13 protein-coding genes are annotated in these 15,242 nt (G+C 53.2%); 7 read left to right on the forward strand and 6 right to left on the reverse strand.

Annotated features, from left to right (window positions below; genetic code table 11):
- Positions 1-49: 49 nt before the first annotated feature.
- Genes tamA through KAJ71_RS17825 form a run of 3 tightly spaced genes read left to right on the forward strand, consistent with a single transcriptional unit; the run spans position 50 to position 5,960 of the window.
- A complete protein-coding gene (gene tamA / locus KAJ71_RS17815; protein WP_311295057.1) occupies positions 50-1,786 on the forward strand; it encodes an autotransporter assembly complex protein TamA in 1,737 nt (578 codons plus the stop codon).
- Positions 1,783-5,607: an autotransporter assembly complex protein TamB gene (gene tamB / locus KAJ71_RS17820; RefSeq protein ID WP_248946938.1), complete on the forward strand. Its 3,825-nt coding sequence runs from the start codon at positions 1,783-1,785 to the stop codon at positions 5,605-5,607. The genes tamA and tamB overlap by 4 nt, the downstream gene beginning before the upstream one ends.
- A 2-nt stretch (positions 5,608-5,609) precedes the next feature.
- Positions 5,610-5,960: a gamma-glutamylcyclotransferase family protein gene (locus KAJ71_RS17825; RefSeq protein ID WP_024483355.1), complete on the forward strand. Its 351-nt coding sequence runs from the start codon at positions 5,610-5,612 to the stop codon at positions 5,958-5,960.
- 50 nt (positions 5,961-6,010) lie between these two features.
- On the opposite strand, the gene ppa is transcribed toward KAJ71_RS17825, so the two are convergent.
- Complete coding sequence (gene ppa, locus KAJ71_RS17830) at positions 6,011-6,538, reverse strand: inorganic diphosphatase (protein WP_024483356.1); 528 nt, start codon at positions 6,536-6,538, stop codon at positions 6,011-6,013.
- A 258-nt stretch (positions 6,539-6,796) separates the two neighbouring features.
- Between ppa and KAJ71_RS17835 the strand changes: the two genes are divergently transcribed.
- A complete protein-coding gene (locus tag KAJ71_RS17835; protein ID WP_248946939.1) occupies positions 6,797-8,350 on the forward strand; it encodes a methyl-accepting chemotaxis protein in 1,554 nt (517 codons plus the stop codon).
- Positions 8,351-8,511: 161 nt separating this feature from the next.
- Here the strand turns inward: KAJ71_RS17835 and fbp are convergent, their stop codons facing one another.
- Positions 8,512-9,516, reverse strand: coding sequence for a class 1 fructose-bisphosphatase (fbp, locus tag KAJ71_RS17840; protein ID WP_248946940.1), 1,005 nt, complete (start codon positions 9,514-9,516; stop codon positions 8,512-8,514).
- A gap of 170 nt (positions 9,517-9,686) precedes the next feature.
- On the opposite strand from fbp, the gene mpl reads away from it, so the two are divergent.
- Positions 9,687-11,066 (forward strand): UDP-N-acetylmuramate:L-alanyl-gamma-D-glutamyl-meso-diaminopimelate ligase, encoded by a 1,380-nt coding sequence (gene mpl, locus KAJ71_RS17845; protein WP_248946941.1) that lies wholly within the window; start codon positions 9,687-9,689, stop codon positions 11,064-11,066.
- Positions 11,067-11,280: 214 nt separating this feature from the next.
- Here mpl and yhcN (KAJ71_RS17850) read toward each other — a convergent pair whose 3' ends face one another.
- The 3 genes from yhcN (KAJ71_RS17850) to argR form a co-directional block, all read right to left on the reverse strand.
- On the reverse strand, positions 11,281-11,544 hold the full coding sequence (yhcN, locus tag KAJ71_RS17850; RefSeq protein ID WP_248946942.1) for a peroxide/acid stress response protein YhcN: 264 nt from the start codon (positions 11,542-11,544) through the stop codon (positions 11,281-11,283).
- A gap of 133 nt (positions 11,545-11,677) precedes the next feature.
- Positions 11,678-11,941: a peroxide/acid stress response protein YhcN gene (gene yhcN, locus KAJ71_RS17855; protein WP_248946943.1), complete on the reverse strand. Its 264-nt coding sequence runs from the start codon at positions 11,939-11,941 to the stop codon at positions 11,678-11,680.
- 403 nt (positions 11,942-12,344) lie between these two features.
- Positions 12,345-12,815: a transcriptional regulator ArgR gene (gene argR, locus KAJ71_RS17860; protein WP_021179033.1), complete on the reverse strand. Its 471-nt coding sequence runs from the start codon at positions 12,813-12,815 to the stop codon at positions 12,345-12,347.
- 465 nt (positions 12,816-13,280) lie between these two features.
- Between argR and mdh the strand changes: the two genes are divergently transcribed.
- Positions 13,281-14,219, forward strand: a complete 939-nt coding sequence (gene mdh / locus KAJ71_RS17865) for a malate dehydrogenase (RefSeq protein WP_248946944.1) — start codon at positions 13,281-13,283, stop codon at positions 14,217-14,219.
- A gap of 63 nt (positions 14,220-14,282) precedes the next feature.
- On the opposite strand, the gene KAJ71_RS17870 is transcribed toward mdh, so the two are convergent.
- The gene (locus KAJ71_RS17870) at positions 14,283-14,543 is read right to left on the reverse strand and encodes a helix-turn-helix domain-containing protein (protein ID WP_071783710.1); all 261 of its coding nucleotides are present in this window, start codon (positions 14,541-14,543) and stop codon (positions 14,283-14,285) included.
- A gap of 182 nt (positions 14,544-14,725) precedes the next feature.
- Here KAJ71_RS17870 and KAJ71_RS17875 point away from each other — a divergent pair, with 182 nt between their 5' ends.
- On the forward strand, positions 14,726-15,079 hold the full coding sequence (locus tag KAJ71_RS17875) for a DNA-binding protein (protein WP_248946995.1): 354 nt from the start codon (positions 14,726-14,728) through the stop codon (positions 15,077-15,079).
- The last annotated feature ends 163 nt before the right edge of the window (positions 15,080-15,242 follow it).

Consider the following 15,242-nt stretch of genomic DNA (forward strand, 5'->3'; position numbering starts at 1 on the left):
ACCAGAGCAAAGGTACTGACAGGACAGAAAAATTAATTAAGGAGCACCTGTGCCACGATATCGTGTCCTTTGCGTAATATGTGCGCTATTCGTTATGCCGTCGGTGTTTGCGGCGAATGTGCGGCTGCAGGTTGACGGCCTGAGTGGGGATTTGGAGCGCAACGTTCGTGTCCGTCTTTCCGCGATCACGCCGGAAGAGGTCAATGCCGAGGGGCGTTTTCGCGCTCGGGTGGATGCTGCCATCCGTCAGGGGCTACGGCCTCTTGGATATTATGAACCCACCATTGACTTCACCTTTGACGATAACCCAAAGCTCTCGCGTCCGGTGTTGCATGCTCACGTCACACCTGGTGAGCCGGTGCGCATTGCCGGGGCGAATATTACGCTGGAAGGTGGCGCAAGAACGGATGAGGATTACCTGCGTCTGGTCAGAACCGACCGGCCAACCGTGGGCGAGATCCTCAATCATGGCCAATACGATAGCTTTAAAAGTTCCCTGACCGGGATTGCGCTGCGTAAAGGTTATTTTGATGCCAACATGAAAAAGAGCCAACTTGGCGTAGCGCAAGAGCTGCATAAAGCGTTCTGGGATATCGATTTCGACAGTGGCGATCGTTATCACTTCGGCAAGGTGAATTTCAAAGGCTCGCAAATCCGCGAAGATTATCTGCAAAACCTGGTGCCCTTTCACCAGGGCGATTATTACAGCTCAAACGATCTGGCCGAACTGAACCGTCGCTTGTCTGCCACCAACTGGTTCAACTCGGTGGTGGTATCCCCGGATTTCACCGATGCCAAACAGAGCAAGATTTTGCCGTTGGATGCGATGGTAACTCCGCGTAGCAGTAATATTATGGAGCTGGGTGGCGGTTTCTCTACCGATATTGGCCCAAGGGTGCGTGGAACTTGGCGCAAGCCCTGGCTGAATGATCGGGGCCATAGTCTGACCACTACCGCCAGCATCTCTGCACCGGAGCAGCAGTTGGATCTGACCTATAAGATCCCGTTGCTGCGCAGCCCGCTTGAGCAGTATTACCTGTTGCAGGCCGGTTTCAAACGGACTGACCTGAACGATACCCAATCTGACAGTACCAAGGTCGTGGCTTCACGTAACTGGGATCTCTCCAGCGGCTGGCAGCGTGCGATCAATCTCAGTTGGCGTCTGGACCACTTTACTCAGGGCACCGTCACCAATACCACCATGCTGCTTTACCCTGGCGTGTCCATCAACCGTACGCGTTCACGTGGTGGCCTAATGCCAGTGTGGGGTGACAGCCAGCGCTATTCCATTGACGTGTCGGATACCACTTGGGGCTCTGGGGTCGATTTTGCGCTAATACAGGCGCAGAACGTCTGGATCCGCACCTTGGGGGAGAAAAACCGCTTTGTGGTGCGTGGCCAGGTAGGCTGGATAGAAACCAACGATTTTGACAAAGTGCCGCCGGATTTGCGCTTCTTCGCCGGTGGTGATCGCAGTATCCGTGGTTATAAATTCCAGGGCATTTCCCCGCGGGGTGGTGACGGTAAGCTGACCGGTGCCTCCAAAATGATGACTGGCTCGCTGGAGTACCAATATAACGTGACTGGCCGCTGGTGGGGGGCGGTGTTTGTCGATTCCGGGCAGGCGGTTAACGACATCAAAGATAGCGATTTCAAGACAGGGGCTGGCGTCGGCGTGCGCTGGCAGTCGCCGGTAGGGCCGGTGAAACTGGATATCGCCGCGCCGGTTGGGGATCAAGAAACCCACGGCCTACAGTTTTATATCGGTTTGGGGCCTGAACTATGAGCCTGATAAAAAAGATTTGTCTGGGATTTTTGATCCTGCTGTTGCTGCTGATCGGCACGTTGGCGTTTCTACTTGGCACCACTTCTGGCCTGCATATGGTGATCAACGGGGCTGCCCGCTGGGTACCCGGGTTGGAAATTGCGGCGGTCAGTGGCGGCTGGCGCGATCTGACCCTGAAAGGTGTGAAGTATCAGATGCCGGGCGTGGCGGTTAACGCCGGGCAGTTCCATCTCTCGCTCGATCTCTCCTGTTTTAAACGCAGTTCATTGTGCGTCAATGCGCTGACTGCACAGGATGTCGATGTGGTGGTGAAAACCGCCGAAATGCCGCCTTCTGCACCTGTTGAGGAAAGCAGCGAGCCGATCGGCGATCTCAGCACGCCTTATCCCATTACCCTGCGTAAGCTGGCGTTGAACAACGTTAAAGTTACCGTGGACGATACCGCGATCTCCCTGGGGGAATTCAGTACCGGCGTACAGTGGCAGGAACGTGCGTTGACGTTGATGCCAACTACGATCCGCGCTTTGCTCATTGCCTTGCCAAAAACACCTGCGAATCCTTTACCGGAAGTGCTGCAGCCCGCCGCAGAGAAACTGGCGGACAAGGTGGCAGAGAAAACGACGGTTGCGCCAGTGTTGGTACCACCGCCAGCGGAAGAGAAACCGTTGGGTGAAACCCTGAAAGCGCTGTTTGCCAAACCGCTGTTGCCGGATCTGCCAGAAATTCGTCTGCCGCTTGATATTACCGTTGAGGATATTAGCGGCGAGCAACTGTATCTGACTGGGGACACGGAGGTGTCGATCACCCGCTTGCAGCTGCAGGCAAGCACCAGAGATCAGCATATTCAGCTGGATCGCTTCGACGTGAGATCGCCGCAAGGTATGCTTTCCGCCAAAGGGCAGGCAACGCTGACCGGCAGCTGGCCCGTGGAGATGGTGGCCAACGGCACGTTGAATATCGATCCGTTGAAAGGCGAGAAGGTGAAGTTGAATGTGTCAGGTGGGCTGCGTGAAGAGCTGAAAGTGGCGCTTAACCTGTCTGGCCCCGTTGGTGCGCAGCTGGATGTGCAAACCCAGTTGGCAGAGGTGGGGTTGCCCTTGGCGCTGACGCTGCAAAGCAAACAGCTGAAATGGCCGCTGACCGGCGAGGCCCAGTATCAGGTTAATGACTTCCGCCTGCGCTTTAACGGCAAGGCCGCAGATTATGCGTTATCTACCCGCGCCAATTTCAAAGGCCAGGATTTGCCTCCGGCAGTGCTACAGCTTGATGGTAAAGGTAATCTTGAACAGTTCAGACTCGAGCGCCTGCGGTTGGCTGCACTGCAAGGGAATACCGACCTGACGGCACTGGTGGACTGGAGCAAGGCGATAAGTTGGACGTCACAGCTGACGCTGTCGGGCATTAATACCGCCAAACAATGGCCGGAATGGCCAGCGCGGTTGGACGGTAAAATCACCACCCGTGGCAGCCTGCATGGCGGCAGTTGGCAATTGCAGGTGCCGGTGCTGCAGCTCGACGGCAATGTGAAACAAAACAAGGTATCGGCACGTGGCTCTGTGCGTGGCAATGCGGCCGGGCAGTGGACGATCCCCGGTATCGATCTGGCATTAGGGCGCAATACGCTCAGCGTTAAAGGCCAGTTGGATGAGAAAAACTGGGTGCTGGATGCCAATGTCGATGCGGCACACCTCGATGGCGCTTTGCCGGGCCTTGCCGGCAATGCCCGCGGGCAGTTGAAGCTGCGTGGCAATTTGCAGGCACCGCAGCTGTTGGCAGACCTGACCGCGACAGGCTTGCAATGGCAGGCGCTGCACATCAATCGGGTGAAGATCGACGGCGATGTCCATTCCAGCGATCAAATCCAGGGGCAACTGGCGGTACGGGTTGAACAGCTCAAACAGGATGCGTTGCAGATCAATCTGTTGACGCTGGATGCCAGAGGCAGCGAGCGCCAACATCGGCTGCAAGTGAATATCGACGGCAAGCCGGTTTCTGGGCAGTTGGCCCTGGAGGGCAGTTTTGATCGTCAGCAACAGCGTTGGCGAGGCAACCTGAACAACACTCGCTTTGATACACCGGTGGGTGAATGGCGTCTTAGCCGTGCCATCGCGTTGGATTATCTGAATACGCAACAGAAGGTCAGCGTAGGGCCGCATTGCTGGGTGAACCCGAATGCCGAGCTGTGCGTACCTAGAACCATCGAGGCGGGGGCCAGTGGCCAGGCCAGCGTGGTACTCAACCGCTTCGACCTGGCGATGATCAAACCGTTCCTGGGGCCGGATACGGCCATGAACGGCGTCTTTAGTGGCCGGGCAGACGTCAGTTGGCAACCGGGGGGCGCATTGCCACAGGCGAAGGTTTCACTGGTGGGCAAAGGGGTGAAAGTGGTACAGCAGGTGCAGGGCGCCGCATTGCCGATCGCCTTTGACACGCTAAACCTCAATGCGGGCCTGAACAATGGCCGGGCACAGGCAGACTGGCTGATCAAGCTGACCAATAACGGCCAGTTTAACGGTAACGTTCAGATCACCGATCCGCAGGTACGTCGTACCATCAGCGGCAACGTCAATATCACCAATGTGTCGCTGGCGCTGCTTAACCCGATACTGACGCAGGGCGAGAAAGCCGCGGGGATGCTGAATGCCAACCTGCAATTAGGCGGCAATGCGCAGAACCCGCTGGTGTTTGGCCGTCTGGCGTTGGATAAGGTGGCGATTGTTGGCCACTGGATGCCGTTCGATATGACCGAAGGCCGCCTGGCGCTGAACTTCAACGGGATGACCTCGACCCTGGAAGGATTGCTGGCGACTACGCATGGGCAGCTCAATCTGTCCGGGGATGCCGACTGGCGGGATATCAATGCCTGGCGTGCACGTATTGCAGCCAAGGGCGATCGGCTGCGGGTGACCCTGCCGCCAATGGTACGAATTGATGTTTCACCGGATGTGGTGTTTGAAGCAACGCCGCAGCTGTTCTCTCTCAACGGTAACGTAGCTATCCCTTGGGCGCGTATTACGGTGCAGGAGCTGCCGGAAAGCGCGGTCGGGGTTTCTTCGGATGAAGTGATGCTGGATAACCAGCTCAAGCCGATACAACCGGCGACGGCAGGGATCCCCATCAACAGCAATCTGACGATCCGCGTGGGTAACGACGTTCGTCTGGATGCATTTGGCCTGAAAGCCAGACTGCGTGGCGATCTTCGTGTGGCGCAAGACCGGAATGGTCTGGGGGTGCATGGTCAGATTAATATTCCATCGGGGCGTTTCCATGCCTATGGTCAGGATCTGCTCGTGCGCAAAGGCCAACTGATATTCTCTGGACCGCCGGACCAACCGCTGTTGAATATTGAGGCGATCCGTAATCCGGATGCTACGGAAAATGACGTGACCGCCGGTGTCCGCGTGACCGGTATGGCCGATGCACCAAGGCTGGAAGTGTTCTCTGACCCGGCCATGTCTCAGCAAGAAGCGCTGTCTTACCTGCTGCGCGGCCAGGGATTAGGGGCTGGCGGCGCCGATGGCAACGCCATGACTTCAATGTTAATTGGTATGGGGGTTGCACATAGTGGTCAACTTGTGGGTAAAATCGGCGAGGCGTTTGGCGTAAGTAATCTGGCCCTTGATACCGAGGGAGTTGGCGACAGCTCTCAGGTGGTGGTGAGCGGCTATGTCCTCCCTGGCTTACAAGTAAAATATGGGGTGGGGATCTTCGACTCATTGGCCACGCTGACGTTGCGATACCGCCTGATGCCTAGGTTGTATCTGGAAGCGGTGTCTGGTCTAGACCAGGCATTGGATGTGCTCTATCAGTTTGAGTTTTAGCTATGCGAATCATTGTCTACGGCAGTTTACGACGTAAGCAGGGAAACAGCCATTGGATGACCAACGCCCAATGGTTGGGTGAACATGAGTTAGAAGGCTACCAGCTTTATAATCTGGGTCACTACCCGGCAGCGATCCCTGGAGAGGGCACGGTACACTGTGAAGTGTATCGTATTAACTCATCGATTCTGGCCGAGCTGGACGAGTTGAAAAGCAATACCAAGGACTACAAGCGCGAGCTGATCCGCACGCCTTATGGCAGTGCGTGGATCTACCTGTATCGACACAGCGTGGATGGTTTCCCGCGGATTGAAAGCGGTGACTGGCTAAAGCGTCTTGACGAAAAGCAGTAAAAAAAACACCGCTCATCTGGGCGGTGTTTTTTTATCAGTTCGGGCGAGAATTACTTCTTGGCGCGCTCGAAAGAGGCCACGATCTCAGCTTTGGCAGCGGCAGCGTCTGCCCAACCATCCACTTTTACCCACTTGCCTTTTTCCAGATCTTTGTAGTGTTCAAAGAAGTGAGTGATCTGCGCCTTCAGCAGTTCTGGCAGGTCGTTCACATCTTTAATGTGATCGTACTCTTTGGTCAGTTTGCTGTGCGGTACGGCAACCAGTTTCGCATCTTCACCGGCTTCGTCGGTCATTTTCAGCACGCCAACTGGGCGGCAGCGGATCACTGAGCCTGGTTGCAGTGGGTATGGGGTTGGCACCAACACGTCTACCGGATCACCATCCAGTGACAGGGTGTGGTTGATGTAACCGTAGTTGCACGGGTAGAACATCGCCGTGGACATGAAACGGTCAACGAACAGCGAGCCGGTTTCTTTGTCGATTTCGTATTTGATTGGATCGGCGTTAGCCGGGATTTCGATAACTACGTAGATGTCTTCTGGCAGGTCTTTGCCAGCAGGGACCAGGTTCAAGCTCATGTCGGTTTCCTTTAATCAAACCAGAAATGGAGTGGCGGCTATTATAGCGGAGTCTTTTGTGATTTCCCGCCCTTTTCGTCATCGAGCCGCTGCCTGGCCGATAACAGCAACTTTTCCAGATTAATCCCTTCTTGATTGAAGTTTACCCCCCGGCTGCCGATAACTTTCTCAAATAATAACGGTCCAGCTGCTAGCTGACCCTGCCTTCTTTCCTCCTCTACATCTGAAGCTACTTTTTTCTAAAGCCGGGAAACACTCATGTTAAAGAAGATCACCGTTAAGGCCGGGCTGATTGCCCTGTTGAGCCTGATGACGTTGTTGTTGATAGTTGTCAGCATCATCGGGGTTAAAGCGATTAACGAAGGAACACGTTCGCTACAGACTCTGAACCAGATCCTGGGGGAAGAACTTGGTTCGTTGGCCAACAGTTCCAATCTGGCGCTACGGGCCAGAACGGCTGCCTCGCTTGCAGTACGCCAGCGCGAGATTGGTCAGATTGAGGTTGCCGATGCCTCGGTGGGGCGTATCTATGGCTATCTGGAACAGTCAAGAAAGGAAATGGCGCGCTTTGTTGATGTGGGTACGGTGACCGAACGAGGCCGCCAATTCTCAATGCGGATGCAGGCGAGCTATCGCGCTTATCTGGAACAAGGCATTGCGCCCATGGCGGCGGCGATAAAGGCGGGGAAGTTGGATGACTATTATGCCATTCAAGAAAATCATATTTCTAAGCTGAGCATTGCGTTTGAAGCTGACCTTAGTGAGTTCCGTGCGTTTGCGATGGAGATTGGCCAGCAGCATGTGCATGAGGCGGAAAGTAATGCCAGCACCAAAATTATCCTGATCGTTGTGGCTGGGCTGCTCAGCGTGTTACTGGCGGTACTGGCCTGGTTTGCACTGCGTTTGATCTTATTGCGCCCGTTAGATGAGTCGATTGTCCAATTGGAGCATATCGCTGCCGGGGATCTGACCCACGAAATTAGCGGTGAGGGTGATACCGAAATAGGGCGTCTGGTGCGTGCCATGCAGCGTATGCAGCAATCGCTGGCGATGTCGGTCAGTAAGGTCCGCGATGCCAGCAGTCAGATCGATACCGGCTCCCGCGAGTTGGCTGCGGGTAACGTTCATCTGGCGCAGCGTACGGAAGAATCGGCTGCTTCCCTGGAGCAAACCGCCGCCAGCATGGAGCAGTTGACCTCTACGGTAAAAATGAATGCTGAAAACTGTGAACAGGCCAACCAGTTGGCACTGAGCGTCTCCGATATTGCCGAGCAGGGCAGTGACGTGGTCAGCCAGGTGATGAGCAAGATGCAGGCCATTACCGACAGTTCTCGGCGGATCGCCGACATTATCAGCGTGATGGACGGTATCTCCTTCCAGACCAATATCCTGGCGCTCAACGCGGCGGTAGAGGCAGCACGTGCCGGTGAGCAAGGGCGCGGTTTTGCCGTTGTGGCTGGAGAGGTACGCAGTCTGGCGCAGCGTAGTGCGCAATCGGCCAAAGAGATTAAAGGGCTGATCGAAGTTTCACAGCACCGCGTGCGGGAAGGTGAGCAGATGGCCGCTACGGCAGCGAAGACCATGAATGGAATAACCGGGGAAGTGGGGCGCGTCACGGCGCTGATGCGTGAAATCTCGGCGGCTACCCGCGAACAAAGCAGTGGTATCGAGCAGGTTAACCTGGCGGTAGTGCAAATGGATCAGGTGGCACAACAGAATGCGGCGTTGGTAGAAGAGTCTGCGGCGGCAACGCGCTCTCTGGAAGAACAGGCGCAGGCGCTGGCGCAGAGCATGGTGGTGTTCAAACTGTGATGAACAGGGGCAGTATACCGCCCCTGTTTTATACCTGTCGTCTTTCAAGCTGCAGCGTTGTTACCTGCGCTTGCCCACCCCAGTCACTTACAAAAGTAAGCTCCTGGGGATGGGCAAGCTTGTCGCCTAGCTGCAACTTGAAATTCATAGGGTAATATGGCTTATTCGTCTGGGAAATCAGCAATAAAACGCTCGGCGTCTTCTACCATTGATTTGGTTCCGACGAAGAATGGCGCGCGCTGGTGCAGTTGTTCCGGCACGATATCCAGAATGCGGTTTTTACCATCGCTGGCTTTACCCCCGGCCTGTTCTGCCAGGAACGCCATCGGGTTGCATTCATACAGCAGACGCAGCTTGCCCTGTGGGTGGCTGGCGGTGCTTGGGTAGATATAGATGCCGCCTTTGAGCAGGTTACGGTGGAAGTCGGCAACCAGTGAACCGATATAGCGTGAGGTATAAGGACGCTGGGTGGCTTCATCCTGCTCTTGGCAGTATTTGATGTATTTCTTCACCCCGAGAGGGAACTTGATGTAGTTACCTTCGTTGATGGAATACATATTGGCTTTTTCCGGGAAGCGCACTTTCTCATGAGAGAGGCAGAACACCCCTAGAGACGGATCGTAGGTAAAGGCATGCACGCCATAACCGGTGGTGTATACCAGCATGGTGGAAGAGCCATAAACCACATAACCGGCCGCTACCTGGGCGTGGCCAGGTTGCAGGAAATCTTCTTCGGTGACTGGCGTACCAATCGGAGTGATGCGGCGATAGATAGAGAAGATGGTCCCAACCGAGACGTTCACATCAATATTGGACGAACCGTCCAACGGATCCATCAGCACTACATACTTTCCATTCTCAGCTCGCTCGCCGTCGAAAATCACGATTTCGTCTTCTTCTTCCGAAGCGATGCCCGCAACTTCCCCACGAGCCTTCAACGCTGCTTTCAGCTTTTCGTTCGCGAACAGGTCCAGTTTCATCTGAACTTCGCCCTGAACGTTGGAAACGCCGTTAGTCCCCAAGATATCAACTAAACCCGCCTTGTTGATATCACGGTGAATGATTTTGGCCCCCAGTTTGATGGCAGAAAGTAATGAGGTCAGCTCACCGGTGGCGTGAGAGAAGTCGTGTTGTTTCTCGACGATAAATTCGCCTAACGTTTTCATGACACAATCCCTGAATCTACGGATGGATAGCGGCTTGTTAACATACCGCCAACGTTTTCGTCTGCAGTGTAGCCCAAAGCAACTTGCGATTCATAGGCAAATCCATTTCTTCTGAACGATTCTGAGCGCTAGAATAGGCAGTAAATCGATGCACTAAAATGAGAAACCTAATGCGCATACATATTCTTGGGATCTGCGGCACCTTTATGGGTGGGCTAGCCATGTTGGCTCGTTCACTGGGGCACGAGGTGACCGGTTCCGATGCCAACGTCTATCCTCCGATGAGCACCTTACTGGAAAAGCAGGGGATCGATCTGATCCAGGGTTACGATCCTGCCCAGTTGGATCCGGCTCCGGATCTGGTGATTATCGGCAATGCCATGAGCCGTGGTAATCCTTGCGTAGAAGCGGTGCTGGAACAGAGCATTCCTTACATGTCTGGCCCTCAGTGGCTGCATGATTATGTATTACGCGATCGTTGGGTGTTGGCGGTAGCGGGAACACACGGTAAAACCACCACCGCCGGGATGGCAACCTGGATCCTGGAAGCCTGCGGTTATCAGCCGGGCTTTGTGATCGGCGGCGTACCGGGCAATTTTGATGTCTCGGCCCGTCTTGGCGGCAGCCCGTTCTTTGTCATTGAAGCCGATGAGTATGATTGTGCCTTCTTCGACAAACGCTCCAAGTTCGTTCATTACTGCCCGCGCACGTTGATCATGAACAACCTCGAGTTCGATCATGCCGATATCTTTGACGATCTGAAAGCGATCCAGAAGCAGTTCCACCACCTGGTACGCCTGGTGCCGGGCCAAGGCAAGATTATCCTGCCGGAAAACGACACTTATCTGAAACAGGTGATGGCGATGGGATGCTGGAGCGAACAGGAATGGGTCGGGGAAGGAGGTGCGTGGCGTGCACACAAATTGACGACGGATGCCAGCCATTACGAAGTGTTCCTCAACGGCGAGAAGGTGGGCGAGGTTAACTGGGCGCTGGTGGGTGAACACAACATGCATAATGGCCTGATGGCGATCGCCGCCACCCGCCATGTTGGCGTACAACCAGCCGATGCCTGCCGTGCGCTGGGTGACTTTATCAATGCCCGCCGTCGTCTGGAATTACGCGGTGAAGCCAACGGTGTCACGGTTTATGACGACTTTGCTCATCATCCGACCGCCATTCTGGCTACCTTGGCGGCACTGCGTGGCAAAGTGGGCGGTACAGCGCGCATTCTGGCCGTGTTGGAGCCGCGCTCAAACACCATGAAAATGGGGATCAGCAAAAACGATCTGGCCCCGTCACTGGGTCGTGCCGATGAGGTATTCCTGTTCCAGCCTCACCACATCCCGTGGCAGGTTGCGGAAGTTGCCGAAGCTTGCGTCCAGCCTGCGCACTGGAGTGCCGATCTGGATACGCTGGTGGAGATGATCGTCAAAACCGCACAGCCGGGTGATCATATCCTGGTGATGAGCAATGGCGGGTTTGGCGGCATTCATGACAAACTGCTGGCGGGGCTGGCTAACAAGGCTGAACCGAAAGAAATCTACTAACGTTTAGTTAAACAGGCGTCGCGTGCGGCGCTTGTCCCAATACCAAGGCCGCTGATGCGGCCTTTTTTACGCCCATAAAAAAGCCCTCGCGAGCGAGGGCAATGGGGTTCGTCGGATAGGACGACGACAATTTCCGAGGATAATAGCGTTTACCTGAGAACTCGGCAGTGGCAGTGACGAGGGTAGTCAGTTCAGTAAGCGCGATCTCGGTTTTTTACTTGTAGATTTCAGCCGTTGCGTGCCAGTTGCCATTTTCATAGGCTTCGATCACACGGTAGGCTTTGGCCCCTTGCTGCTCCGCTTTATCAGACAGCGCCTGACGGATATCAGAAGGTGCGCCACCCACGCCGCTAGCGGTAATGGTGCCGACAGACTGCAGATCGCTAGCTTGGGCATCAGTAACCAGGTTAGCTGCAGAAGCACCGAAAGAAACGGCAGACAGCAGGCTAAATGCAACGAGGGTAGTTTTCATGTTCATGATATTGAGATCCTTAATCGTTCAGAGATAACGGCCTGGAAGGGCTTTACCGCGTTTTTTATACTTGAAGGCGGTTATCTACTTGGTTTTTTATCAGAGCGTTGTCGTGCAATGCGCACATAACATCTTGTACTTATTTGTAAATCTCAGCGGTAGCGTGGTAGTTACCTTCGTTACGAGCTTCGATGACACGGTAAGCTGTCGCGCCTTGGGCATCGGCTTTAGCAGACAGCGCCTGGCGGATATCAGAAGGTGCTGCACCCACGCCACTCACGGTGATGGTACCGGCAGACTGCAGTTTTTCAGTCTGTGAGGTATCAATGGATTGTGCTGCGAATGCACCAAAAGACAGCATGGATAGCAGGCTAATTGTCGCTACGGTAGTTTTAATTTTCATGATTTATCCTCTTCGTATTCTTTTATCAGTTCCAATGAACTGTGATTTACGTCACGAAAATGAGTATACATCTAGTAACGGTAAAAATTAATAGCTAGCTAACAGTTTCTAGTGAAACTTTATTGGGGTCAGCGTTTCTTTTAATAACCTAATGGAATAAAAAACGGCGATAAAATGCACTTTTGATGTTAAATTTTTGTAATTTCAATAAGCTAAGTGCTTTTGACTAAAAGTGCGGAAACTTCCAGTCACGATCACCAGTCACACAGAAATGTTATTGAAATGTGCTGTAGGTCGGCTTATTGGCAGTTTTAAACGTGGTAGGCAGTGCGGAAGAAGTAAATGAGGGGTTAATAAAGGTTGTACAGCCCGCGACGGAAAGCCGCAGGCTGCGTTGAATGCATCAAAGTTCCTGTTCAAACAAGGAGAGGATGGCTTCAAACAGTTGGCGCGCGGTAAAGGAGCTGGCCGGAGTGACAAAAATGGTATCGTCACCGGCAATGGTGCCCAGGATCCCTTCTGATTTACCCAGTGAGTCCAACAAGCGGGCAATCAGCTGCGCCGCACCAGGGCTGGTATGGATCACTACCACGGCATCGTTATGGTCCACGTCCAGCACCAGATTCTTGAGCGGGCTGGTGGTAGTAGGGACACCGAGTTCGGCCGGGAGGCAGTACACCATCTCCATCTTTGCATTACGCGTGCGCACTGCCCCGAACTTGGTCAGCATGCGTGATACCTTGGATTGGTTAATGTTCTCGAAGCCTTCTTCTTGTAGCGCCAAAACGATCTCGCCTTGAGAACTGAATTTTTCTTCTTTCAATAAGGCCTTAAATGCCTTGATCAGATCTTCCTGCTTTGCGGGATTACGCATTTTGCACCGTGGAATGTTGGTAATAGAGCTGATTATTATGCATATAAATGCATTTTTATGCAATATGGAGGCTGTCTGGAAAATCAAAAATGCCCAGATAGAAAGGCAAGAGAGCGATTTTAACAAAATCCGTTGCTCATGAATATGCCCTTTTGGCGCGGGAAGCGAGTCAGCTCTCCGGTAACGAAAATGTTATTAAAATGATGTTGTTCTGATGTTACATAAGGGTGTAATGTAACCGCCGGTTAACGCGATCGTGAAAAGCGCTGCACTATTTTCGATTAGTGTGCGCTATGCCCTTAATGCATAAGCTATTTACTTTAAAATGCTCGCAACATCGGCCATTTTATTGCGCCAGATCTAAAACCGACTGTTAAGAGGTTGTTTTTAAAGGCGTGATAAATTAAGGTCCGTGACCAAAGAATTCACGGCGCTTTTATATTTAAGACAATAAAGGAGTATAGGATGAAAGTTGCAGTTCTCGGTGCTGCTGGCGGTATTGGCCAGGCCCTCGCCCTTCTACTCAAGACCCAGCTTCCTTCAGGTTCTGAACTCTCCCTCTACGACATAGCCCCAGTTACCCCAGGCGTTGCCGTTGACTTAAGCCACATCCCAACCGCAGTTAACATCAAAGGCTTCAGCGGCGAAGATGCGACCCCTGCGCTGCACGGTGCAGACGTGGTGCTGATTTCTGCTGGCGTTGCGCGTAAACCAGGGATGGATCGTTCCGATCTGTTCAACGTTAACGCTGGCATTGTACGCAACCTGATTGAGCAAGTGGCTAAAACCTGCCCGAAAGCCTGCATCGGCATCATCACCAACCCGGTGAACACTACGGTGGCCATTGCGGCAGAAGTGTTGAAGAAAGCCGGCGTTTACGACAAGAACAAACTGTTTGGCATCACATCGCTGGATATCATCCGTTCCAACACCTTCGTTGCGGAACTGAAAGGCAAACAACCGGAAGAACTGAACGTACCGGTGATTGGCGGCCACTCAGGTGTGACCATCCTGCCTCTGCTGTCGCAAATCCCAGGCGTAAGCTTTAGCGATCAGGAAGTGGCTGATTTGACCAAACGTATCCAGAACGCGGGTACCGAAGTGGTTGAAGCCAAAGCCGGTGGCGGTTCTGCAACCCTGTCTATGGGCCAGGCTGCTGCACGTTTTGGCCTGTCTCTGGTGCGTGCGCTGAGCGGTGAGAAAGGCGTTGTTGAATGCGCCTATGTTGAAGGGGATGGCAAATATGCCCGCTTCTTTGCACAGCCGCTGCTACTGGGTAAAAACGGTATCGAAGAGCGTAAAGACATCGGTACCCTGAGCGCCTTTGAGAAAAAAGCGCTGAGCGAAATGCTGGACGTACTGCATAAAGATATCGAATTGGGCGAGAAGTTTATCAACAACTGATCCCTCAGTACGATGATGTTTTGATAAGCCGCCGGGCCGAATCCGGCGGCTTTCTTATGTTTATCATGATTTGATTCGACTTTTTCGATCTCGCAGATGATGTGTAAGCGGATCAAAATACCTGCTCGGCCAGATCTCTGCCGGGTGCACGTTCAGTGCATCAGCAATCAACCACTCTCCCTTTGGCCAAGGACGTGACAGCGCGTTGGCCAACGTCGATGAACTTAGCCCTGCCCCCCGTGAAACCGCAGCCAGAGTGGTACCTCTCTTCTTCAAAGCCGCGATGACGTCTGCTGGATGCCAATCTGGGTCCCGTGAATTCATATTTTCATTCCTTTTTTGATTAGAGAAAGTTCTGTTAGTGGTATAACTAACAGGTAAGTATTAATCGTTTGAACAACGTGACGCGTTTATTCAGAAACTAGGATACCACCAAGTTTCCCAAAAATAACTTATGGTTTCTGAAAAAATTTGTATTGCCACACTATTGTCCCGAGATCATGGCTATGAAAAACGAGTGGTTTGCTGCCAAGGAGCTGATAGGTATCGCTGGATTACCTTCCTCTACACAGGGAATCAACCTGATGGCCCGGCGCGAAAATTGGCTCAGCCGTCGCCGCAAAGGTGTGCAAGGCAAGGCGTTGGAATACCATTTTGACAGCTTGCCTACCGGCGTCAAAAACCTGCTGGTATTGCGGGAAGAGCCTGCGATCTATGAGGCCGGGCGTCAGGACCCGCTGGCGGTGTGGATCGAATACTATTACCACCTTTCAGAGAGTGAACGTGGCAAAGTAATGGCGTTTTTGATGCGCGAAGGTGTGGATAGCCTGCTGGCCTGGATTGCTGAAAAGAATAAATAGTGAGCCATTTCTCAACTGACAAACGCTAGGCGTTGCCTCTTCGTTTCCCTTTCCCTTTTCGGTAAGAATTTTTTGAGTGTTTTGCCAAGCTTTTTGAGATCGGCAATGACCCTGTTAATGTTATAACTAACTTATTAGCTTTAGTTGTTCATGCAACTGGAAC

Source organism: Serratia silvae (assembly GCF_023282985.1).
Lineage (GTDB): Bacteria > Pseudomonadota > Gammaproteobacteria > Enterobacterales > Enterobacteriaceae > Chania > Chania silvae.

Coding starts and splice junctions, on each gene's coding strand:
- yhcN (WP_248946942.1), bottom strand. CDS start 11,544: ATGAACATGAAAACTACCCTCGTTGCATTTAGCCTGCTGTCTGCCGTT.
- KAJ71_RS17835 (WP_248946939.1), top strand. CDS start 6,797: ATGTTAAAGAAGATCACCGTTAAGGCCGGGCTGATTGCCCTGTTGAGC.
- mpl (WP_248946941.1), top strand. CDS start 9,687: ATGCGCATACATATTCTTGGGATCTGCGGCACCTTTATGGGTGGGCTA.
- fbp (WP_248946940.1), bottom strand. CDS start 9,516: ATGAAAACGTTAGGCGAATTTATCGTCGAGAAACAACACGACTTCTCT.
- yhcN (WP_248946943.1), bottom strand. CDS start 11,941: ATGAAAATTAAAACTACCGTAGCGACAATTAGCCTGCTATCCATGCTG.
- KAJ71_RS17875 (WP_248946995.1), top strand. CDS start 14,726: ATGAAAAACGAGTGGTTTGCTGCCAAGGAGCTGATAGGTATCGCTGGA.
- KAJ71_RS17870 (WP_071783710.1), bottom strand. CDS start 14,543: ATGAATTCACGGGACCCAGATTGGCATCCAGCAGACGTCATCGCGGCT.
- ppa (WP_024483356.1), bottom strand. CDS start 6,538: ATGAGCTTGAACCTGGTCCCTGCTGGCAAAGACCTGCCAGAAGACATC.
- tamB (WP_248946938.1), top strand. CDS start 1,783: ATGAGCCTGATAAAAAAGATTTGTCTGGGATTTTTGATCCTGCTGTTG.
- mdh (WP_248946944.1), top strand. CDS start 13,281: ATGAAAGTTGCAGTTCTCGGTGCTGCTGGCGGTATTGGCCAGGCCCTC.
- argR (WP_021179033.1), bottom strand. CDS start 12,815: ATGCGTAATCCCGCAAAGCAGGAAGATCTGATCAAGGCATTTAAGGCC.
- KAJ71_RS17825 (WP_024483355.1), top strand. CDS start 5,610: ATGCGAATCATTGTCTACGGCAGTTTACGACGTAAGCAGGGAAACAGC.